Raw genomic sequence first — 20,372 nt, forward strand, 5'->3', positions numbered from 1 at the left:
GATAATGTTCCGCCGCTGCTGTCGTCTCATCCTGCTATGTGGTCTGGCTTTCTGGAGCCTGATGGTTGCGGCTGCGCCGGCGCAACTGGACCAGAGCAACTTCACCCTGGACGAACTGCGCTGGCTTGCCACCCATGATGAACTGGTCGTCGGCATGCCTTCGGCGGCCTGGCCACCCTATGTCTATACCGATGGACGCGGCAATTTCACCGGCCCCCTGGATGAGTTCGCCTCCCAGATTGCAGCCAGGCTGGGGGTGAGCCTTCGCTACCGTGCCTACGTCAACAATGCGGCGGTCCAGCAGGCCTTGCTGGATGGCAAGGTCGACATGTTGATCGGGGTGGCACCGAGCCCGACCCGCACCCTGCAGATGCAATTTACCTCCGAGCTGATGGCACTGCCCCGCGCCGTGCTGCTGACGGGGGGGCGGGAGAGCCTCTCCCTGGAGGAGGCCTATGGGGTGCGCTGGGTCTGCGTCTTCGGTGTCAGCGCCTGCGATGAGCTGCTGCGCCTTGGGATCTCGAACCTGATCACGGCCGACAGCCGGGACGAGGCGATCTTCATGCTCAAGGAGGGCAAGGCGGATGCCTATCTGGCCGAGCTGCCCATGCTGAACAGGCTGCAAGCCATGGCGGGCATGGCGCTGGCCAGGATCGACTGGATGAGGGATACCTCCCTCGCCATGGCCGTGGCACCCAGGAATGATGTCTTGCAGGGATTGCTGGAGCGGGCCCTCGAGGATATCTCTCCCTTGGAGCGTCGCGCCATTCTGGAGGCGGGGGATATCCTCGACTATGCCCTGGTGAAAAGGAGCAGGGAGATCGTCTTCAATCCGCAGGAGCAGGCGTGGTTGCAAGCACATCCGGTCATCCGCTACGGGGTTGCCCCGGATTGGCCCGGGATGAGCGAGGTGGACGACAGGGGGCGGCTCAAGGGGCTCATTGCCGATCTGCTGACACTGATGAGCCAGCGTGCCGGGCTTCAGTTCACCCTGGTGCCGACCCGGAGCTGGGCCCAGAGCATGGCGCTCTTCCAGGATCGCAAGCTGGATCTCATCCCTGCCATGACTCCCACCGCGGAGCGTCAGCAGTTTGCCCGGTTTACCCCCAACTACGCGTCGATCAACCGGGTGGTCGTGGCGAGGCAGGGGATGGCCGAGCTCACCGCCGCCAGGGCACTGAAAGGGCACAGGGTGGGCATGGTAGGGGGCTCGGTGGAGCAGGTCTTGCTGAACGAGGTGGGGGCCATCGCCGTGCCGGTGGCCAGCGATGCCGAATTGCTGCCCCTGCTGGACCAGCAGAAGGTTGACTATGTGCTGATGAGCACCACCACCCTGGAGCAGTCGCTGCAAAAGGGATTCAGCGACCGCTACCAGGTGGTCTTCTCCGGCAGCGACCTGCGGGTACCCATCGCCATGGCGACCCAGTTGCAGGACCCCATGCTGCAGCAGATCCTCACCAAGGTGTTGATCGCCATTCCCCCCGACGAGCTCTCCGCCCTGGAGAAAAAGTGGCTCTCCCTGACCATACAGACGGGACTGGATCCGAAGACGGTGCTGCTCTGGTCCTCCCTTGGCGGCGGCATCTTCCTGCTCTGCCTCTTGCTGTTCATGGGCTGGAACCGGACGCTGCGCCGCCAGATCAGCCAGCGGCGGGAGGCCGAGCGGCGGCTCGAGGAGCAGTTGATGTTTGTCCAGATGATGCTGGATGCCCTGCCCAACCAGGTGGTGCTGACCAACGAGCGCTATGAAGTGGCAATGACGAACCGGGCGTATCGGCAGATGTTTCTCGGCGGGGAGAACCTGACGGGCTCCTATGAGCGGTTGCTCCAGGATCGATTGCCCGAGTCGATCCGCGCCAGGGTGATGGAGGAGGATGCCAGCGTCTGGGAGAGCGGAGAGGAGCTTCATGGACGGGGCGAGATCCGGTTTGATGACGATCGCCTGCACCAGATGATCTACACCAAGCGGCTCTTTGCGGGGCCCGATGACAATCGGCTCGGGATCCTGACCGTGCTGACCGACGTGACCGAGCTGGAGCAGGCGCGGTTTGCGGCCCAGGAGGCGCAGACCCGGCTGACCCAGATCACCGACAGCATGCCGGGTCTGGTCTATCAGTATCACTGGCTTGGGCCGGGCAAGGGGCACTTCCTCTACACCTCGCAAGGGGTCAGGGAGATGGTGGGGGTCGAAGAGGAGCAGGCCGGCATGGCGGTCACCGGTGCCTCCATCCTGGGGATGACAGGCAAGGCGCACCAGGACTTCGTGGCCACGGTGGATCGTCATGCCCTGAGCATGCAGCCGCTTGATCTCGAGGTGGAGATCCGGCGTCAGGGGGAGGCGGGCTATTTGCAGATCCGTGGTCACTTCGTTCACCAAGAGGGGCTTGAAGGGGTCATATTGAACGGCGTGGTGCAGGACATCACCAAGCTCAAGCGCCAGGAGCTGGAGCTGCGCCAGGCCAGGCGGGTGGCGGAGGAGGCGACCCAGGCGCGCAGCCGCTTCCTCGCCACCATGAGTCATGAGCTTCGCACTCCCATCTCCGGCATGCACGGCATGCTGGAGCTGCTGCAAATGAGCGCGCTGGATGACGATCAGCGCTACATGTTGCGCAATATCTCGACCTCCACCAACCATCTGCTCTATCTGGTGAACGACATCCTGGACTTCTCCAAGATGGAAGCCGGGCAGTTGCAACTGCACCCCCATCACTGCCGCCTGACCTCGGTGATTTGCGATGTCATCCGGGGACATGCGGCCCTGGCCTATGGCAAAGGGCTCAACGTGACGCTGCGGTGGGGGAAGACGGTGCCGGATCTGGCCTGCATCGACGGGATAAGGGTGGGGCAGGTGATCTCCAATCTGTTGAACAACGCGGTGAAGTTCACCGAGGCAGGGGCGATCGCCATCCAGGTGGATTATGAAGACGACCGGCTGGCCTTCCGGGTCCGGGATACCGGGATCGGCATCGCCCTGGAGCAGCAGCGCACCCTCTTCATCCCCTTCAAGCAGGTGGAGTCCGACACCAATCGCCGGTTTGGCGGCACCGGGCTTGGGCTTGCCATCTGTCATCAACTCACCCAGAAAATGGGGGGGAGCCTGACCCTGGAGAGTACCCCCGGAATGGGCACCTGCGTGACCTTCACGCTGCCCCTGGCCGAGTGCCAGTGGGAAGCGCCGCCCCTGACCGGTCAGGTATGGTGGTGGTTTGGGGAGGATGAGGGGCTGGAATCAGTGATGGTCAGGCTGGGCGCCAGACTGGTTCGCATGGAGGCACACCATTGGCAGCAGCCCCTCGAGGGGCATCTGCTGGCGCAGGAGAATCACCTGGAACAGGCCCTTGGCAGTGACTGGCTGGCCTGTTTGCAGCGTTCGAACCTCAAGGGCATAGTACTCTCTCCCCATGAGGCCCTGCGGGGGCGCATGGGGGGCGACGCTTGGTGGCGACTGGGACAATCGCCCCTCTACCCCGATCTGTTGCTGGAAACCTGCCAGTCACTGTTCAACCAGCAGGCGAGCCAGTCGATGGGGATGGAGGGGGAGAAGCTCAGGGGGCGGGTGCTGGTGGCCGATGATCACCCCGTCAACCGGGCATTGCTGACGAGACAGCTCGCTATCCTGGGGCTCGAGTCCGAGGTGGTGGAAGATGGCGAGGAGGCGCTGCGCGCCTGGCAGGGGCAGGACTTCGCCCTGCTGCTGACCGACTGCCACATGCCGGTGATGGATGGCTATGCCCTCACTCGAGCCTTGCGGGATGCCGGGGACAGTGCTCCCATTATCGGGGTGACGGCCGATACCTCTGAGGAGGCGAGCCAACAGATGCGTGATGCCGGCATGAACGACATGCTGTTCAAGCCCTACAGCCTGGATGCCCTGAGCCAGACCCTGGGACGCTGGTTGCCGACTCAGGAAGAACAGCTCGCCTCGGAGGCGCCCCGGCAAGCCAGGGTTCAGCTGCCAGGCATAAGCTGGTTGACCCTGTTCGGGGATGAGGCGGTGGCTCGCAGCATGGCCAGCGAATACCTGGAAGCCAACGAGCAGGATGGCGAGGACATGAGGCTGGCGCTGGCCAGCCAGGATACCCAGGCGCTGGTGGAGACGGCACATCGCATCAAGGGGGCCGCGCGCATGGTAGGACAGCAGGCATTGGCAGAGGAGGCGGCCCGGCTGGAGGCGGCGGCCAGATTGAAACAACTGGACAAGCTCGATGACCTGGCCAGGGCGGTACAGGCATTGATGGACTCTATCAGAGGTGAAACGGGGTTATGGCTCGATGAATAGCGCACGGCATGAGTTGGCGATCATGGTGGTGGAGGATCTCAACTTCCAGCGCAAGGCCCTGATGCACCAGATCCGCGGACTGGGCTACGGCAACCTGCTGGAGGCGCAGGACGGGGAGGAGGCGCTGGCACAGTGCCAGCACCACAGGGTCGACATCCTGTTCTGCGATCTGCGCATGCCGGGCATGGATGGCATGGCGCTGCTGCGCCGCCTCTCCCTTGGCGGGTTCCGCGGCGGCATTGTGCTGTGCAGCGCCCTGGAGGATGACGTGGTCGATGCCGTGCTGCGCATGAGCCGGGCCTATGGCCTGCAGGTGTTGGGGCGCATCGAGAAACCCGCGTCTCCCCAGCAGATCGCGCAGCTCATCGGTGCCTGGCGGCCCCAGCAGGTGCGCAGCCAGGAAGAGGATGGTTATCACCTGACCCTGGATGAGCTGCGCCGGGCGCTGGATCAGGACCAGTTGCTGCCCTGGTATCAACCCAAGGTGGGTTTTCACAACGGGGAGTGGCTCGGCATGGAGGCACTTGCCCGCTGGCAGCACCCCGAATATGGCCTCATCTCGCCGGCCCGTTTCATTCCGCTGGCGGAGCACAACGGGCTCATCGACCCGCTCACCGAGGTGATCATCGGCAAGGCGCTGCGGGACGGCCACCTGTGGGAGAAGACCGGGCTCTCCCTGAACCTGTCGATGAACCTCTCCACCACCTCCCTCATCGAGGGGGATCTGTGCAACACCCTGCTCAGCCACTGCCAGCGCTGGAGCATCAACCCCGAGCTCATCACCCTCGAAGTGACCGAGAGCGCCTTCGTCAAGGATCTCGGCAAGTCGCTGGAGGTGCTGACCCGCTTGCGGATGCACGGTTTTGGTCTCTCCATCGATGATTTCGGGACCGGCTACTCCTCCATGCAGCAGCTTGCCCTGCTCCCTTTTACCGAGTTGAAACTGGACAGATCCTTCGTGGATCGCTGCTATGAAGATCCCTCTCGCCTAGCCATCATCGAGTCCAGCATCGAGCTGGCTCGCAAGTTGGGCTTGAAATCGGTGGCCGAGGGGGTCGAAGATGAGGCGACCTGGCAATTGCTGGCGAAGCTGGGGTGCGATCAATGCCAGGGCTTCTTCTCCGCCCGTCCCATGCCCCGCGAGGAGCTGATGGGATGGCATCAGGGTTGGCAAGCTCGTTTGCCCGCGCTCATCAGACGCTAATCCCGGGCAGGATGCCCGACGAATTCCAAGGATGGCCATGAAAATATCAAGCAAGTTGTTGTTGAGCTTCTGTTTTATCAACCTGCTCATCATTCTCTCCTCCGCCCTTGTCTATCATCAGCTCGGCCGGATCGAAGGCTCGCAAGATGCCTTGCTGGCCCAGGCCCTGCCCGCCCTGCAGCGGGACGAGGCGAGCCAGAAAGCCCTGATTGCCACCGTTTCATCCCTGCGGGCCTATCTCATCCTCGGCAAGGATCCGGCACAGGGTGATCGCATCAAGCAGGAGTGGGAAGAGGCCTGGCACGCCATCGAGCGCCAGCGTTTCACCCCCGACCTGACCCGGGCACTCAAGGATTTCAAGGGGGCACAGTCACAGGTGTGGGCCCTGGCTCACACCGAAGAGAACCTGCCCGCCCACACCCTGATGCTGCTGGAGGCCGGCCCTCTGGCGGAGTCGGCCCTCGATCAGTTGCAGTCTTTTGCCAATGAAGAGGTGGCAACGCCCCAGGCGACGTTGCCCGGTGACAGGCGCCTGCTGCTCAAGCAGGTGGGGGATGCCTACAACAGCCTGGGCAATGCGCTCTCCGCCCTGCGGGATTTCCTCATCTCGGGGGAGAAGGAGTACCTGGACAAGTACCGGGACTACTACCAGTTCCACCAGCAGCGGGTGGCCGAGCTGAAGCAGCAAGAGGCCAACTTCACCGAGGCACAAAAGGGGCTCTGGACGCTCTTTGAAGAGATGTCAGCCCCCTTTGCCGAGCTGGTCGGCCAGGTGATCGAGAAGCGCCAGGCCCCGGACTGGGACAGGGCCAACCACCTGATGGCCACCGAGATAGAGCCTGCCCTGACCCGGCTGGCGGATCAGCTGGCGACCCAGGTGACCCATACCCGTGCCGAGGTGGACAAGATGGCGGGGGAGATGGCGGCCGCCAGTCAGACCATTCACCGCACCCTGCTGCTGGCCACCACCAGCGTCATCCTGCTGGGCACCCTGGTGGCCCTGCTGTTCAGCCGACGCCTGACCCGGGACATCGCCAGCCTGGTGAAACGGGCGGGCCTGGTGGCCGATGGCCGCCTCCCCGTCACCCCCTTGCCCGTGCTTCGTCAGGATGAGCTGGGAGGGCTCACGGGCTCCATCAACCGGATGTCGGCACAGTTGCGCGAGCTGGTGGGGGAGATCCAGGGGGCGGTCGGTCAGGTGGAAGGGGCTGGCCGCGAGGTGGGCCAGACCACCAATGCCATCGTGGATGATCTGGCAAGCCAGAATCAGCGGCTCGATGCGGTGGCAGCCGCCATCGAGCAGATGTCGGTCAGTACCCGGGATGTGGCGGGCAACATTGCGGACGCGGCGGGAGCGGCTCGCCAGACCGAGCAACAGGCAAGGGAGGGGGAGCAGGCCCTCGCCCGCATGGGGACCACCATGGCGCAGATTGGTGCCATGATTGCCCAGGCAAACCAGGCGATGACGCAGCTCAGCAGCCAGAGCGAGCAAGTGGGGAGGGTCACCGAAGTGATCGCCACCATCGCCGAGCAGACCAATCTGCTGGCACTCAATGCGGCCATCGAGGCGGCGCGGGCCGGTGAGCAGGGACGGGGATTTGCCGTGGTGGCCGATGAAGTGAGGCAGTTGGCCAGCCGCACCAGCGCATCGACCATGGAGATCAACCAGACCATTGCCAGCATCCAGCAGCAGACCCGGGAGACCGCGGATACCGTGGGCAGCGGCACCCTGCTGGTGGAGCAGGGGCGCGGCGCCGTGGCCTCGGTGACCGAGACTCTGGAGTCGATGGCGACGCTGGTGCAGGATCTCAGCGGCCAGCTTGCCGCCATCGCCACCGCCACCGAGCAGCAGTCAAGGGCGGCGCAGGAGGTGGCGGGCACGGTGGAGGAGATTGCCGGGCTCAGCCATCAGTCCAGCGAGCATGGCCAGCAGGGGGAGCAGATCGCCGCCCGCCTGACCCGGGAGACCGGGAGACTGACATCGGCCATCAGCCGCTTCGAACTGGATGCCTGACGCAAGTGAGAGAAAAACGGGGCAGACCTCTGGGTCTGCCCCGTTTTTTTCGGCCCGAAAACCTGGTGGTGGAAGGATGCACGCCGCAGGTGCGGTCCTGACCGTTCGGAAGCTGGGGGATGGTGTCTTGTGTACTGCCCTGTGGCTCTTTCTGCCGGCAGGACGGGTCACTCCAGGCGGCGGAAGGCCTGGTTTTCGAAGCTGCTGCAGGTCTCCTGGTTGAGCAGGTTGACCAGCAGGATGGCCCGCTTTTCGCCATCCGGTTCCAGATAGATGGCTTCAAACCCGGCGAGGGGGCCGGATTCGATAAGTACCTTGTCTCCCTGGGTCGGCAGGCGGGCATAGCTGGCGCGCGCCTCGTCGCTGTCGTCCCGGCTCATGAGCCGGTAGATCAGCTGGCTGCTGACTGGGGTCCACTCCTTGCCGAAGTGGATGATGCGACTGATGCCCCGGGTCGATTTCAGGGTGACCGGGGTGACCTCTTCCAGATCCACGTAGATGAAGAGGTAGTTGGGGAACATGGGCTCGCGCTGGGGCACGCGCTTGCCTCGCCGCAGTTTTTCAATCTCGACCATGGGGTAATAGGATTCAACGCCCTGGGCTGCCAGATGGGCGCGGGCGCGGGCCTCTTCCTTGGGTTTGCAGTAGGCCAGATACCATTTCTTCATTGTTGTTCTGTTTTTCGTGTTGCCGTGCTTGTGGCTATGATAACGGGGGTAAAAAAAAAGGCCACGCTTGACGTGGCCTTTTTTCCAGAGTGAGTGATTACCAACCTTTCACCAGACCGCCCTTGAACAGCTCGGTCCCCTTCTTGAAGACCTCGTCGGTCTGGAAGGACTGGACGAACTCCTTGACCTTCTCGTCGTCCTTGTTGTTCTCGCGAGCAACGATCAGGTTGACGTAGGGGGACTCCTTGTCTTCGACAAACAGGCCGTTCTCGGTCGGGGTCAGACCAATCTGACCGGCGAAGGTGTTGTTGATGATGGCCAGATCCACGTCTTCCAGGGAGCGCGGCAGTTGTGCGGCTTCCAGCTCGACGATCTTGAAGTTGCGCGGGTTGCTGGCGATGTCCAGTACGGTCGCTTCCAGACCGGCACCCTCTTTCAGCTTCAGCAGGCCCTGCTTCTCCAGCAGGATCAGGGAACGACCCAGGTTGGTCGGATCGTTCGGCACCGCGATCTGGGCACCGTCTTTCAGCTCGGACAGGGCCTTGACCTTCTTGGAGTAACCGGCGATCGGGTAGACGAAGGTGTTGCCGACCGGCACCAGCTTGAAGCCGCGATCACGGATCTGGGCATCCAGGTAGGGCTTGTGCTGGAAGGCGTTGACGTCGACGCTGCCGTCGTTCAGGGCCACGTTCGGGGTGACGTAGTCGGAGAAGGTGACCACTTCGACGGTCAGGCCGTATTTTTCCTTGGCCACCTTGGCCGCGGTCTCAACCAGCTCGGTCTCGGGACCGGCGATGGCGCCCACCTTCAGGGTCTTGTTCTCTTCCTTCTGGCCGCAACCGACCAGTACCAGGGTTGCCAGCAGCGCAGCTGCTGCGGATTTGATGCCCAATTTCATAAAAACCTCCTGTCAGAAATCGACGATTAACGATGATCACATTGTTTGACCAGGCGCTCACCCGCGCTCTGGATGAGTTGAACCAGCACCACCAGAATGACCACGGTGACCAGCATGACGGTGGGATCGAAACGCTGGTAGCCGTAGCGAATACCCACATCACCGAGACCACCGCCTCCGATGGCACCTGCCATGGCGGAGTAGTTCACCAGGGTGACGAGGGTGATGATGACACTGTTGAGGATCCCCGGCAGGGCCTCGGGCAGCAGCACCTTGGCGATGATTTGCAGGGGTTTGGCCCCCATGGCCTTGGCCGCTTCCAGCAGGCCGTCAGGCACCTCCATCAGGGCCCCTTCCACCAGGCGGGCGATGAAGGGAATACAGCCCACGGTCAGCGGCACGATGGCGGCGATGGTGCCGATGCTGGTGCCGACGATGAAGCGGGTCAACGGAATGATGGCGACCAGCAGAATGATGAAGGGCACCGAGCGACCGACGTTGACGATGACGCCCAGGACCTTGTTGAGCAGCGGATTGGCCAGGATCTGGCCCGCCTTGGTCACGTGCAGCGCCACGCCGAGCGGCAGGCCGAGCAGGCAGCCGAACAGGGCGGAGGCAAACACCATGATGAGGGTGTCGCCCAGAGCCGAAATCAGCAGATTAATCATTGCTTCGGACATAACCCATTACCTCCAGCTGAATGTGGTTGTCGATGAGGAACTGCTGGGTGGCCTCGCACTGGGCCTCGTCCCCGAACAGTTCCGCCAGCAGGAAGCCGAACTTGACGCCACCGGCGTATTCGATGTCTGCGCTCAGGATGCTGATGTCGATGTTGAAACGGCGGCTCGCCTCGGAAATCAGCGGCGAATCCACCGTGGTCCCGGTAAAGCCGAGCTTCACCAGGGGATAGCTGCCGGGCACCCGCTCGGCACTCATCCGATCCTGATACTCCTGGGGCACTTCCAGGTGGATGGTGGAGTGGATGAAATCCCGGGCCAGCTGGGTCTTTGCATTGCTGAAGAACCAGGCCACTTCCCCCTGCTCGATGAGATGGCCGTCGCTGATGATGGCCACTTCGTCGCAGATCCCCTTCACCACGTCCATTTCGTGGGTGATGAGCAGTATGGTGAGCCCCAGCTTGACGTTGATCTCCTTGAGCAGGGTCAGGATCGAGCGGGTGGTCTGCGGGTCGAGGGCCGAGGTGGCCTCGTCACACAGCAGGACCTTGGGAGCCGGTGCCAGGGCACGGGCGATGGCGACGCGCTGCTTCTGCCCGCCGGAGAGCTCGGACGGATAGGCGTGGGCACGGGCTTCCAGCCCGACCAGGGCCAGCAGTTCGCTGACCCGGCTCTGGATCTTGTCCTTGCTCCAGCCCGCCAGCTCCAGCGGGAAGGCGATGTTGGCGGAGACGGTGCGAGAGGCCAGCAGGTTGAAGTGCTGGAAGATCATGCCGATCTGGCGGCGAGCCTGAGTCAGATCCCGCTCGCTGAGGGCGACCAGGTCCTGGCCATCGACGATGACCTGCCCCTCGGTGGGGCGCTCCAGCAGGTTGACGCAGCGGATGAGGGTACTCTTGCCGGCACCGGAGGCACCGATCACCCCGAAGATCTTGCCTTGGGGCACATGCAGGCTCACGTCACGCAGGGCGTGCACGGCATCACTGCCTTTACCGTAGACTTTGTTGAGACCGATCAACTTAATCATGGATTCTTCCGTGCTAACAGCCTTAAAGCACAGGGCGCTACAGGCGGGTAAATTGGGCAGAGGTTTCACTGGGTAGCTCTGTCATCATGGAGGATGATGCTAAGATGTCCGGATGGCTGTGTCAACGCATGTTTTTACGTCTAGACGTCTAAAAAATGGATAAGGATTCCCGCCATTTGACTATGGTGTGGAGGTATAACCACCAGCATCAATATAAGATTCCGATTTGATGACATTAGTCCGAATATAAGCTGGTAAATATCTTTTATGTCGTCGATTTGATGTCTCCCCTTCGGACAAGGTACCCGGTCGTCCGGGCAGCATCGCTGCCGGTTTCCCCTTCCTCCTGCCGTCTCTTTTTCTGTTTTCTTTTCCATCTCCTTGATGCAGAACAATAAATGACCAGTTCGTGGCCGTGTCGACATGCCAGCTCCCTATACTGGCTGCAGGTAGATGCCAGGAGGGAGGCGAGATGCGATTCCAACAGATCAAGGACCTGATGCTCTATCTCGAGGAGCTTCATCATCGGCAAGGGCACATTTACGGGCGCCAGATCCCCCGGGTGGATGCTGAGCGCAGCAGGATGTTGCTGGCCTATTTGCAAGGGCGGGAGGATGCCGCGGCGGCTCATCTGCACGATTATCGCGAGCAGATGGGAAGCGCGGTGAAGGAGACCTGGCTGGATCAGGGATTTGGCGAGGATCTGCTGGCCGAGGGGGATCGTCTGGCACTGCCCGCCACAACCCAGCCCGCGGAGATAGTGGCCCTGGTGTCACGCCAGGAGGAGAGGCTCATCGGCGAGCTGGAACGTCTGGCCCGGGAGTGCCCCACGCCCGACACGGCGGCGCTGCTGAAAGCCCTGGCCTCCATGGCCCAATCCCGCCTGACCCGTCTGGTACACGGTGCTCATCGCCTCGACGATCTCTGAGCCCGGATGAGAGAGACCCGGCACGGGCCGGGTCTTCTGATGTTGCTGGCGGTCAGCCCCCTTGCCGGGCCGCGCCATAGAGGGCGGCGCCTATGATGCCGGCCTGGTTGAGGTTCGCGGCCGCCACCAGGGGAGCCCGGGTCTCAATCTTGTCGATGAACTTGTCGAGCTTGGCGGCGCTGCCGCCCCCCAGGATGAAGAGGTCGGGGGAGAACAGAAACTCCAGGCGAGCCAGGTATTTGTTGAAACGTTTGCCCCAGCGGCCCCAGGAAAGATCCTCGCGCTTGCGCACCGCATCGGAGCAATAGTGTTCGGCCACCATGCCTTCCAGCATCAGGTGACCCAGCTCGGTATTGGGCAGCAACTGACCATTGACGAAGACGGCGGTACCGATGCCGGTGCCGACGGTGATGAGAATGATGACGCCCTGGCGATCCTGCCCGGTGCCAAAGCGCATCTCCGCCAGACCGGCCGCATCGGCGTCGTTCAGGACATGGCAGGGCAGGCCGGTCACATCGGCAAACAGGTGGGCGGCATCGGTCTCAATCCAGCTCTTGTCGATGTTGGAGGCATTCTTGGCGATGCCGTTGTGGATGGTGGCGGGAAAACCGCACCCCACGGGACCCTTCCATTGGAAGTGTTCGACCAGCGCCTTGAGGGTGTGTGCCACGGCGGCCGGGGTTGCCGGTTGCGGTGTGGCGATGCGGTGGCGTTCGCCAATCAGCTCCCCGGTTTCGGTGTCGACCAGGCAGCCCTTGATCCCGGACCCCCCAATATCTACTCCCAGCATCTGCATCAGAATCTTCCTTTTATTGTGCCGATGTTCAATGGTCGGCAGAGCATGAAAAAATGGCTGCGATCCGGCAAGGGCCAGATCACTTATGCGTGATCCGGCAGACCTTTTTCGATGCAGCGGATCAGCAATCGCGTCTTTTTATTCTCTTCCTGCTGACGCCTGGCCAGGGTCGCCAGCGCCCACTCGATATGCTCGGCCACCATGGGCGCCGCCTCAGGCAGCGCCTGTTGCAGGGCGGCCAGGACCTCGCTGCTGGCCGGTCCGTTGCCAAGGGCCACCGCCAGGTTGCGGCGCCAGCGCTGATAGCCGATGCGGCGGATGGGGCTGCCTTCCGTGTGCTTGAGAAACTCGGCCTCGCTCCAGCCCCACAAGGTCAAGAGGGGCGGGCGGTGCAGATTGGGGCGCGGGCTGAAGTCGGGCTCCGGGCTGGCATTGGCATAGCGGTTCCAGGGGCAGATGAGCTGGCAGTCGTCACAGCCATAGATGCGATTGCCCATGAGCGGCCTGAACTCCTCGGGAATGGGGCCGTCGTTCTCGATGGTGAGATAGGAGATGCAGCGCCGTCCGTCTACCACATAGGGGGCGATGATGGCACCGGTGGGGCAGATATTGATGCAGGCCACGCACTTGCCACACAGCTCCTTCTCCACCGGGGTATCCACGGGCAGCGGCAGGGCGATGAGCAATTCTCCCAGAAAGAAGAAGGAGCCGGCGGACTCGTTGATCAGCAGCGAGTGCTTGCCCACCCAGCCAAGGCCCGCCTTGGCCGCTAGCGGCCTTTCCAGAATAGGGGCCGAGTCGACGAAGGGGCGCCACTCGCCCAGGGTTTGTCCCGCCGCCTGCAACAGGGTTTCGCACCGCAGCTCGATGCGCTCCCCCAACTGTTTGAGCCGGTTGCGCAGCACCTTGTGGTAGTCGCGGCCGAGGGCATAGCGGCTGATGTAGCCGAGGGTGGGATTGCGCAGGGTGGCGGCAAAGCCCGCCTCGAACGGGAGGTAGTTCATCCGCACCGAGATGACCCGCAAGGTGCCCGGCAACAGCTCGTGGGGGCGGGCCCTCATCATGCCGTGGCGCGCCATGTAGTCCATGGTCCCGTGATAACCGGCATCCAGCCAGGCCTGCAACCTTGGCTCTTCCAGGGTGAGGTCGGTGTCGGCGATGCCGACCTGGTCAAATCCTAGCTCCCTTGCCCAGAGCTTGATATCGTGGGCCAGTTGCGCAAGTTCGGCAGCCGTCATGCAGCATCCCCCCTCTGCCTGTAGGAGTGTGGCAGGCGCAGGGCGGCAATATGGCGTGCCAGTTGCCGGGTCATGGGATGATGAAACGTGGGGGCCGTCATGGTAGAGGTGTTCGGGGACGCTATCCGCAAAAATGAGTGGGAGAGTCTAGCACAACCCCTGTGGCGGGCCGAGCAGATCCGCAGCATGGAACGGCGCTGGGCCGAGCAGGAGGGGTTGCCCCTCTATGTGCTGATGGAGCGGGCCGGGAATGCGCTGTGCAACTATGCCTGTCACCACTGGCCCGACAGCCGCCAGTGGTGGATCTTCGTCGGCCCTGGCAACAACGGTGGGGATGGCTACGTGCTGGCCCGCCTTGCCCGGCGCATCGGCCTCGAACCTCTGGTGATTGCCGCCCGGGCTCCCGGCCTGCTGAGGGGAGATGCCAGGCGGGCTGCCGAAGAGTGGCTCGCATCGGGGGGGAGCGTGACCATGGCCGAGGATCTGCTGCCCGCCACGCTGCCGCCGCCGGATCTGGTCATAGACGCACTGCTCGGTACCGGCGTCCAGCTTCCCCTCTCCTCGTCAATGACAAAGATCGTCGCAACAATCAATGGCTTGAACGCGCCCGTGCTGGCGGTGGATCTCCCCTCCGGTCTCAATGCCGACACCGGCCGCGCCATGGGCGCACTGGTGCGTGCCACCCGCACCCTCACTTTCATCGGCATCAAGCAGGGCATGCTCACCGCCGACGGGGTGGACGGAGTCGGCCACCTCGACCGGGATCCCCTGGGAGTGACGCCGGGGGAGGAACGGGTTCCCGCTGCCGAGCGGATCGATTATCCCAGCCTCAAGGGGTTGCTGACCCCGCGCAGGCGCTCGGCTCACAAGGGACACAGCGGCAAGGTACTGCTGACGGGGGGGAACCTCGGCATGCAGGGGGCCATTCTGCTGGCGGGTCAGGCCTGCCTGCGGGCGGGGGCGGGATTGGTACGCCTGCGCCAGCACCCGGATTGCCCGGCGGCCAGCCTGGTTCAACCCGAGCTGATGGGATGCCCGGCGGACATGGATGAAGGGTGGGCATCGGTGCAGGTACTGGGCCCCGGGCTCGGTCAGGATGGGTGGGGCCGGGCCCGGTTCGAACAGGGCATCGGAGCCGCCGTGCCACTGGTATTGGACGCCGATGGATTGAATTGGCTGGCGCAGGCCCCCCGTCATCAGGATAATTGGGTGCTCACGCCCCACCCCGGGGAGGCGGCTCGCCTGCTGGGTTGCTCCATCGCCGAGGTCGAGGGGGACAGGTTTGCGGCCGTCTCGCGACTGCAACAGCGCTACGGTGGTGTGGTGTTGCTCAAGGGGGCGGGGTCGCTCATCTGCGACGGCAGGCGCATTTCCCTGTGCGACGAGGGCAACCCCGGCATGGCCAGTGGCGGCATGGGTGACCTCTTGTCTGGTATAATCGCCGCCCTTCTGGCTCAGGGCTGGTCTGCGGGCATGGCCACCCGACTCGGGGCCGTGATCCACGCAGAGGCCGCCGATCTGGCCGCTGCCGAGGGTGAGAGGGGCATGCTGGCATCGGATCTGCTGCCCTGGATCCGTCGTCTGGTCAATCCGACACAGTAACAAGTAACAAGAAGAACATGGCAAAAACCTTGATGATGACACTGCCGGACGAGGCAGCAACAGTGGCGCTGGGTGGCCGTCTGGCAAAGGCGTGCCAACAGGCCACCACGGTATTTCTGCACGGTGCCCTCGGGGCCGGCAAAACCACCCTGACCCGAGGCTGGGTGCAGGGACTGGGTCATGAGGGCAAGGTCAAGAGTCCGACCTATACCCTGGTGGAGCCCTATGAGCTTGCCCAGTGGCAGGTCTATCACTTCGATCTCTATCGACTGGCCGACCCGGAAGAGCTGGAGTTCATGGGCATTCGCGACTATTTCGCCGCCGATACCCTCTGCCTGGTGGAGTGGCCAGAGAAGGGCGAGGGCTGGCTGCCAGCCCCGGATCTCGAGATCACCCTGAGTTATGCAAACGAGCAGCGCGCGGTGCAGATTGATGCCCGCACTGCTATCGGCGAAGCCATTCTAGAACGGTTGTCATCTCAGTGCGCGTGATCCTTGTTTTTGTTCTCTCCCTGATGGCATTGCCCACCTGGGCCAATCAGCTCAAGAGTGTGCGGGTGTGGCCATCACCGGACAACACCCGGGTGGTGCTCGACATGAGCAGCGCCCCCAATTTCAACTACTTCACCCTGACCGGTCCGAACCGTCTGGTCATCGACCTGAAAGGGGCGAGCAACGCCACCAACCTGGCCCGCATCGAGAACAAGAGCGAGCTGGTGCGCAAGATCCGCGAGAGCACGCCGCTGGAGAAGGGCGGCCTGCGACTGGTGCTGGATCTCGGCTCTGCCATCAAGCCGGTGGTCTTCCCGCTGGCGCCGGCAGGTCCCTATGGCCACCGTCTGGTGATCGATCTTCCCTATGAAGAGAAGGGGAGCGCTGCGGCGCAGCCCGCTCCCGTCGGGGGGCACGGCAAGGCCATCGTCATCGCCATCGATCCTGGTCACGGCGGGGAAGACCCGGGCTCCATCGGCCCGCGCCGCACCTACGAGAAACGGGTGACCCTGGCGGTCTCCCAGAAGCTGGCGACCCTCATCGACCGGGAGCCCGGCATGCGCGCCGTGCTGACCCGCCGTGGCGACTACTTCGTCGATCTCAACAAACGCTCCGAGATTGCCCGCAAGGCCAAGGCAGACCTGCTGGTGTCAGTGCATGCCGACAGCTTCCACAACTCGACTCCTCGCGGCGCCTCCGTCTGGGTGCTGTCGACCAACCGCGCCAACCGCGAGATGGGTAGCTGGCTCGAGAAGCAGGAGAAACAGGGGGAACTGCTGGGAGGCGTTGGCAAGGTATTGGCCGAGTCTGATCCCAACCCCTATCTGGCGCAGACCTTCCTGGATCTCTCCATGGACAAGTCCAGGGCCGAAGGCTATGACGTCAGCCGCCAGATCCTGCGCTCGCTCGGGCGGGTGGCCAGATTGCACAAGAAGGCGCCGGAACATGCGAGTCTGGCGGTGCTGAAGGCGCCGGACATCCCCTCGGTACTGGTGGAGACGGGCTTTATCTCGAACCACGCCGAGGAGAAGCTGCTGGCCACCGCCAGCTATCAGGATCAGCTGGCCCGGGCCATCTTCGAGGGGATCCGCAACTATTACCGCAGTCATCCGACCAAGGGGCCCATGCTCACCGGCAAGGGCCAGGTTGCTGCCCCGCCGCGTCAGGCGCCTGCCAACAAGCCGGTCGCTGTCAGCAAGCCGGCTGCCCAGCCAACGCAGCAGGTCGTGACCAACCGGATGCCGGCGAGCGAGCCCTATCGCGTCGGTGAGGGCGGCGCCCCGGTCAGCAGCGTCGGCAGCGCCTCCGGTGCCGGCGTGATCAAACCTTACAAGGTCGCAGCCCAGGAGCCGAGTGCGCCGGTAGCCAGCGTGCAGAGCAACGACAAGTCCAACATGATCCGCCACGTGGTCACCCGTGGTCAGAGTCTCTCCCGGCTCGCCGAGAAACATGGGGTGAGTCAGGCGCGACTGGTGGAGATCAACAAGCTTAAGTCGCGGGACATCCAGATAGGGCAGGTGCTCTATATTCCGCGAAAATAGCGCGGGTGAAGAACGCCGCCCTTCTCTGCCGATGGCAGGGAGGGGCGGTGAGCATTGATGGCGCCAGGTCCACCTCTTCCCCTTTTTCATCTGCAGGAGCAAGCGATGCCAATCCGTATATTGCCGCCGATTCTGGCCAACCAGATTGCTGCCGGTGAGGTGGTGGAGCGGCCCTCCTCCGTGGTCAAGGAGCTGGTGGAAAACAGCCTGGATGCGGGGGCTGACCGGGTCGAGATCGACATCGACAAGGGAGGCGCCAAGCTTATCCGCATTCGTGACAACGGCTGCGGTGTCGCCAGGGATGAGCTGGTGCTGGCGCTGTCGCGCCACGCCACCTCCAAGGTGGCGACCCTGGACGATCTGGAAGGGATCAACAGCCTGGGCTTTCGCGGGGAGGCGCTCGCCTCCATCAGCTCCGTCTCCCGCCTCACCTTCACCTCCCGTACGGCAGAGCAGAGCGAGGCCTGGCAGGCCCAGGCGGAAGGGCGTGAGATGAGCGTCACCGTCAAGCCGGCGGCCCACCCGGTGGGCACCACGGTGGAGGTGGTGGATCTCTTCTTCAACACCCCGGCGCGGCGCAAGTTCATGCGCAGCGAAAAGACCGAATTTGCCCACATCGACGAACTGGTGCGCCGCATCGCGCTCTCCCGCTTCGACGCCACCCTGATCCTGCGTCACAACGGCAAAGTGGTGCGCCAGTACAAGGCGGCCAACACGGTGGCGGAGCAGGAGCGCCGCCTTGCCGCCGTCTGCGGCTCCCCCTTCATGCACCATGCCCTGGCGGTATCGAGCGAACACAGCGACGTGCGGTTGTGGGGCTGGCTGGCCACTCCGGCAGGGGCCAGGCCGCAGAACGACCTGCAATACACTTATGTCAATGGCCGCATGATGCGGGACAAGCTCATCAATCACGCCATCCGCCAGGCCTATGACGAGCTGCTGCCCGCCGATCGCTTCGCGGCCTATGTGCTTTATATCGAGCTGGATCCCCGCCAGGTGGACGTCAACGTCCATCCGGCCAAGCACGAAGTGCGTTTCCATCAGGCGCGTCTCATCCACGATTTTATCTTCCAGGCGCTGTTTACCGCCCTGCGCCAGGACGGAGCAGGGAGCGCCACCGATGAACCCCTGGCCGAGACCCAGGTCGAGCTGCCGGGCAGCCCGGAGATCACCTATCCGGGTCAGGCGCCGCGCACCGAGTGGTACGGTGCCGAACACGGCTATCGGGCTCCTGCCCCTGCACGAGATGGCGACGGCGTGCGGGAAGGCGGTGGTGGCAGGGGAGGACACTACCAGCCTCCCGAACCCCCGAGCCGGGCCGCGATGCGAGGCATGGGCGCCTTGCTCACCACCCTGCCCGAGGTGGCGACGCCGGCATCCCGGCCCGGAGCCGAGAGCGGTGCCGTCGAGACGCCAGCCCGAACGGGGGAGTGGCGCGCCCTGAGCCTGGTCGAGCAGGCCTATCTGCTGATGGAGCGTCAGGGGCAGCTGGCGCTGCTCTCCCTGGTGCGCGCCGAGCGTCTGTTGTTGCGCCACTGGCTGCTGGATGCCTGGGGCCAGGGGCTGGCGGCCCAGCCTCTATTGCTGCCGGTCTCCTTCAAGTTGCCGAAAAACCTGGTAGCCCTGGTGGAGGAGCGGGAACGCCTGCTCAAACGCATGGGGCTGGAGTTGAAAAGCGGGGGGCGCGACACCATGATCCTGACTCGGGTGCCCGCCCTGCTGCGCCAGACCGATCTGGCCCGCCTCTTACCCGAATTGTTGCAACTGGTCGAGAGCGGATCTGACAGTGATGCCGACGCGCAGGCTGGGGTACTATGCCAGTGGTTGGTGGAACAAGGCATAAGTGACGAAAAAATATACGATTTTGCCACTGCCACCCGGTTGTTGACGGAACTTGTTGCCGATTTCAGTGACCAACTGGCAGACGTTCGCATGGTGCGCCCGTTGTCGCTGGCGAACGTGCTGGCCGAGTTTGCCGATGGCAACTGACGGCGTCTCGTCGTCTGTTGCATCCATATGACCAGTTTTATGCCGGCTCGCCCGTGAAGGGGCGGCCGAAGGGAGTGTTTAACGTGGCTGACTTGCCGACTGCAATTTTTCTGATGGGGCCGACGGCCTCCGGCAAGACGGATCTCGCCATTGAACTGTGCCAGGCCCTGCCCTGCGACATCATCAGCGTGGACTCTGCGCTCATCTATCGCGGCATGGACATAGGCACCGCCAAGCCGACGCCAGCCGAGCTGGCGCAGGCCCCGCATCGGCTGATCGACATCCTGGATCCCGCCATGAGCTATTCGGCGGCGGATTTTTGCAAGGATGCCCTGCGGGAGATGAAAGAGATCGCCGACCGTGGCCGCATTCCGCTGCTGGTGGGCGGCACCATGCTCTATTTCAAGGCGCTGCTGGAGGGGCTTTCTCCGCTGCCTTCCGCCGATCCCACCATTCGGGCCGGCATCGAGGAAGATGCTGCCCGCCTCGGCTGGCAGGCGCTGCACGACGAACTGGTGCGCATCGACCCGGTGGCCGGTGCACGCATCCACCCCAACGATCCCCAGCGCCTGTGCCGGGCGCTCGAGGTTTACCGCATCAGCGGCAAGACCCTCACCGAGCTGACCCAGGTACAGGGAGAGGGGCTGCCCTACCGGGCGCTGCAGTTTGCCATCGCGCCGAGGGATCGGGCCGTGCTGCACCAGCGCATCGAACAGCGGTTTGACAAGATGCTGGGCAGCGGCTTCGAGCAGGAGGTCAGGGCGCTTTACGAGCGGGGGGATCTTACCCCGGATCTTCCCTCCATTCGCTGCGTGGGATACCGCCAAATGTGGGACTACCTGGCGGGGGAAGTCGAGTATGATGAGATGCGTTATCGCGGTATTGTTGCCACCCGCCAGTTGGCCAAGCGTCAGATGACCTGGTTGCGCGGTTGGCCTGATGTGACCTGGTTGGAATCTGGTGAGTCTGGCAATCTGGCCAGGGTCGTCGCCCAAGCTGGTCCGGCTTGACACTCCTGTA

15 protein-coding genes are annotated in these 20,372 nt (G+C 63.5%); 9 read left to right on the plus strand and 6 right to left on the minus strand.

Annotated elements, in window-relative coordinates; translation table 11 throughout:
* Nucleotides 1–4 precede the first annotated feature (4 nt).
* From PG892_RS00190 to PG892_RS00200, 3 genes are read left to right on the plus strand one after another with little or no spacing between them, the layout of a single operon-like run.
* Nucleotides 5–4,279: a transporter substrate-binding domain-containing protein gene (locus PG892_RS00190; protein ID WP_270825070.1), complete on the plus strand. Its 4,275-nt coding sequence runs from the start codon at nt 5–7 to the stop codon at nt 4,277–4,279.
* Nucleotides 4,272–5,483 (plus strand): EAL domain-containing response regulator, encoded by a 1,212-nt coding sequence (locus PG892_RS00195; RefSeq protein WP_270825071.1) that lies wholly within the window; start codon nt 4,272–4,274, stop codon nt 5,481–5,483. Before PG892_RS00190 ends, PG892_RS00195 begins: the two co-directional genes overlap by 8 nt.
* Nucleotides 5,484–5,520: 37 nt before the next feature.
* Nucleotides 5,521–7,497, plus strand: coding sequence for a methyl-accepting chemotaxis protein (locus tag PG892_RS00200; RefSeq protein WP_043152548.1), 1,977 nt, complete (start codon nt 5,521–5,523; stop codon nt 7,495–7,497).
* Nucleotides 7,498–7,664: 167 nt separating this feature from the next.
* Here PG892_RS00200 and rfaH read toward each other — a convergent pair whose 3' ends face one another.
* The 4 genes from rfaH to metN all read right to left on the minus strand — a co-directional run bounded on the left by rfaH (nt 7,665) and on the right by metN (nt 10,767).
* Nucleotides 7,665–8,165 carry a transcription/translation regulatory transformer protein RfaH gene (gene rfaH, locus PG892_RS00205; RefSeq protein ID WP_010673182.1) on the minus strand — a complete coding sequence of 167 codons (501 nt, stop codon included), beginning with the start codon at nt 8,163–8,165 and terminating at the stop codon, nt 7,665–7,667.
* Nucleotides 8,166–8,262: 97 nt separating this feature from the next.
* Nucleotides 8,263–9,063 carry a methionine ABC transporter substrate-binding lipoprotein MetQ gene (gene metQ, locus PG892_RS00210; RefSeq protein WP_010673183.1) on the minus strand — a complete coding sequence of 267 codons (801 nt, stop codon included), beginning with the start codon at nt 9,061–9,063 and terminating at the stop codon, nt 8,263–8,265.
* 26 nt (nt 9,064–9,089) lie between these two features.
* Nucleotides 9,090–9,743, minus strand: coding sequence for a methionine ABC transporter permease (locus PG892_RS00215; protein ID WP_029313844.1), 654 nt, complete (start codon nt 9,741–9,743; stop codon nt 9,090–9,092).
* Nucleotides 9,724–10,767 carry a methionine ABC transporter ATP-binding protein MetN gene (gene metN / locus PG892_RS00220; protein WP_103261496.1) on the minus strand — a complete coding sequence of 348 codons (1,044 nt, stop codon included), beginning with the start codon at nt 10,765–10,767 and terminating at the stop codon, nt 9,724–9,726. The genes PG892_RS00215 and metN overlap by 20 nt, the downstream gene beginning before the upstream one ends.
* Nucleotides 10,768–11,239: 472 nt before the next feature.
* On the opposite strand from metN, the gene PG892_RS00225 reads away from it, so the two are divergent.
* On the plus strand, nt 11,240–11,695 hold the full coding sequence (locus PG892_RS00225) for a hypothetical protein (RefSeq protein WP_010673186.1): 456 nt from the start codon (nt 11,240–11,242) through the stop codon (nt 11,693–11,695).
* 52 nt (nt 11,696–11,747) lie between these two features.
* Here PG892_RS00225 and ppgK read toward each other — a convergent pair whose 3' ends face one another.
* The gene (gene ppgK / locus PG892_RS00230; protein WP_010673187.1) at nt 11,748–12,491 is read right to left on the minus strand and encodes a polyphosphate--glucose phosphotransferase; all 744 of its coding nucleotides are present in this window, start codon (nt 12,489–12,491) and stop codon (nt 11,748–11,750) included.
* An 83-nt stretch (nt 12,492–12,574) separates the two neighbouring features.
* Nucleotides 12,575–13,729, minus strand: coding sequence for a tRNA epoxyqueuosine(34) reductase QueG (gene queG / locus PG892_RS00235; protein WP_201890642.1), 1,155 nt, complete (start codon nt 13,727–13,729; stop codon nt 12,575–12,577).
* Between the two features lie 99 nt (nt 13,730–13,828).
* Here queG and PG892_RS00240 point away from each other — a divergent pair, with 99 nt between their 5' ends.
* The 5 genes from PG892_RS00240 to miaA all read left to right on the plus strand — a co-directional run bounded on the left by PG892_RS00240 (nt 13,829) and on the right by miaA (nt 20,362).
* On the plus strand, nt 13,829–15,331 hold the full coding sequence (locus PG892_RS00240; protein WP_042016838.1) for a bifunctional ADP-dependent NAD(P)H-hydrate dehydratase/NAD(P)H-hydrate epimerase: 1,503 nt from the start codon (nt 13,829–13,831) through the stop codon (nt 15,329–15,331).
* A gap of 17 nt (nt 15,332–15,348) precedes the next feature.
* Nucleotides 15,349–15,822 (plus strand): tRNA (adenosine(37)-N6)-threonylcarbamoyltransferase complex ATPase subunit type 1 TsaE, encoded by a 474-nt coding sequence (tsaE, locus tag PG892_RS00245; protein ID WP_109111729.1) that lies wholly within the window; start codon nt 15,349–15,351, stop codon nt 15,820–15,822.
* 23 nt (nt 15,823–15,845) lie between these two features.
* Nucleotides 15,846–17,363, plus strand: a complete 1,518-nt coding sequence (locus PG892_RS00250; protein ID WP_202395083.1) for an N-acetylmuramoyl-L-alanine amidase — start codon at nt 15,846–15,848, stop codon at nt 17,361–17,363.
* Between the two features lie 105 nt (nt 17,364–17,468).
* Nucleotides 17,469–19,352 carry a DNA mismatch repair endonuclease MutL gene (mutL, locus tag PG892_RS00255; protein WP_119197354.1) on the plus strand — a complete coding sequence of 628 codons (1,884 nt, stop codon included), beginning with the start codon at nt 17,469–17,471 and terminating at the stop codon, nt 19,350–19,352.
* A 92-nt stretch (nt 19,353–19,444) separates the two neighbouring features.
* Nucleotides 19,445–20,362 carry a tRNA (adenosine(37)-N6)-dimethylallyltransferase MiaA gene (gene miaA / locus PG892_RS00260; protein ID WP_119197807.1) on the plus strand — a complete coding sequence of 306 codons (918 nt, stop codon included), beginning with the start codon at nt 19,445–19,447 and terminating at the stop codon, nt 20,360–20,362.
* Nucleotides 20,363–20,372 lie beyond the last annotated feature (10 nt).

The sequence above is a fragment of the Aeromonas sp. QDB68 genome, assembly GCF_027707405.1.
Lineage (GTDB): Bacteria > Pseudomonadota > Gammaproteobacteria > Enterobacterales > Aeromonadaceae > Aeromonas > Aeromonas caviae.

Coding starts and splice junctions, on each gene's coding strand:
- PG892_RS00190 (WP_270825070.1), top strand. CDS start 5: ATGTTCCGCCGCTGCTGTCGTCTCATCCTGCTATGTGGTCTGGCTTTC.
- PG892_RS00195 (WP_270825071.1), top strand. CDS start 4,272: ATGAATAGCGCACGGCATGAGTTGGCGATCATGGTGGTGGAGGATCTC.
- PG892_RS00200 (WP_043152548.1), top strand. CDS start 5,521: ATGAAAATATCAAGCAAGTTGTTGTTGAGCTTCTGTTTTATCAACCTG.
- rfaH (WP_010673182.1), bottom strand. CDS start 8,165: ATGAAGAAATGGTATCTGGCCTACTGCAAACCCAAGGAAGAGGCCCGC.
- metQ (WP_010673183.1), bottom strand. CDS start 9,063: ATGAAATTGGGCATCAAATCCGCAGCAGCTGCGCTGCTGGCAACCCTG.
- PG892_RS00215 (WP_029313844.1), bottom strand. CDS start 9,743: ATGTCCGAAGCAATGATTAATCTGCTGATTTCGGCTCTGGGCGACACC.
- metN (WP_103261496.1), bottom strand. CDS start 10,767: ATGATTAAGTTGATCGGTCTCAACAAAGTCTACGGTAAAGGCAGTGAT.
- PG892_RS00225 (WP_010673186.1), top strand. CDS start 11,240: ATGCGATTCCAACAGATCAAGGACCTGATGCTCTATCTCGAGGAGCTT.
- ppgK (WP_010673187.1), bottom strand. CDS start 12,491: ATGCAGATGCTGGGAGTAGATATTGGGGGGTCCGGGATCAAGGGCTGC.
- queG (WP_201890642.1), bottom strand. CDS start 13,729: ATGACGGCTGCCGAACTTGCGCAACTGGCCCACGATATCAAGCTCTGG.
- PG892_RS00240 (WP_042016838.1), top strand. CDS start 13,829: ATGGTAGAGGTGTTCGGGGACGCTATCCGCAAAAATGAGTGGGAGAGT.
- tsaE (WP_109111729.1), top strand. CDS start 15,349: ATGGCAAAAACCTTGATGATGACACTGCCGGACGAGGCAGCAACAGTG.
- PG892_RS00250 (WP_202395083.1), top strand. CDS start 15,846: ATGGCATTGCCCACCTGGGCCAATCAGCTCAAGAGTGTGCGGGTGTGG.
- mutL (WP_119197354.1), top strand. CDS start 17,469: ATGCCAATCCGTATATTGCCGCCGATTCTGGCCAACCAGATTGCTGCC.